The sequence below is a fragment of the Burkholderia sp. E168m23 genome, from assembly GCF_016586125.1.
In the GTDB taxonomy this organism is placed as follows: domain Bacteria; phylum Pseudomonadota; class Gammaproteobacteria; order Burkholderiales; family Burkholderiaceae; genus Burkholderia; species Burkholderia orbicola.
Window position 1 is genome coordinate 1 of sequence record NZ_BCPP01001495.1, and the last position, 987, is coordinate 987.

General features: G+C 70.0%; 1 protein-coding gene. It reads right to left on the reverse strand.

Annotated elements, in window-relative coordinates; genetic code table 11:
- Positions 1–987 (reverse strand): DUF6600 domain-containing protein (locus JMF90_RS38420; RefSeq protein WP_236598149.1); only part of this gene is annotated, 987 nt, incomplete at both ends.

Here is a 987-nt window from a genome sequence, read left to right on the forward strand (position 1 = left end):
GCGTGCGGCGCGCGGAAGTTCACGTACGTCTTGTTGATGTTGGTGATATTGGTGATGTTCGTCACGTTCACGGTCTTGTTCACGTTGACGTTGTTCACCACGATGTTGCGGTTGACGCGGTCGTAGTAGTGCGGGCTCCAGCCGCCCCAGCCGGGATGCCACGGCTCGCCCGGCCCGAGGGCGAACCATGCGCAGCCGGCCGCCGCGACGCCGCCGACCGTCAGCGCCACATTCCAGTCGGAACCGCCGCCGCCCCCGCCGCCCACGAACGCGACGAGCGCCGGCGCATAGACGGGCGGCTGGCTCACTGCCATCGGGCCGGGTACCCATGCCCAGCTGTCGTCCACGTACGCCCAGCGGCCGTAGTGATACGGCGCGAAGCCCCACGGGGCGTCGTCGACCCAGGTCCAGCCCCACGGCGCCTGCCAGATCCAGTGGCCGTCGTGGTACGGCGCCCAGTCGGCCGGCGTGTCGTTCGGCACCCATACCGCGCCGTAATTCGGGGTTTCGCGCCACGTGCCGTTCGCATCGAGATCCTGGTAGCCGGGAATGTCGCGGGACACGTAGCGGGCCGACACCGAGCGCGCTTCGGCCGCGTCGCGGCTGGCGGCCCACTGGTCGAGCGCGTCGGGGCCCGGTGCGGGCGATTGCTGCGCGACCTGCAGGTCGGTGCCGGTGAACACGACCTGCTGGCCGGGCGACAGCGGATACTGGCCGTTGCTGCCGTATACGGTCGCGCTGCCGCTGCGCACCGTCACCGTCGTGCTCGCGCCGTTCGGCGCGACATCGACGCGATAGTCGCCGGGGCCCGTGATGCCGAGCGCGAGGTTCGGCGTGTCGATTTCGTACGATCCGCCGGCCGGCAGATCGCGCACGTGCGTCGACACGGTGCCGAGCCCCACCTTCAATTGCGTCGTCGTGTCGTCGAGGTTCAGCACCGACAGGCTGGTCGATTCGCCGAGCCGCACCGCCGTCGAGCCGATGTGC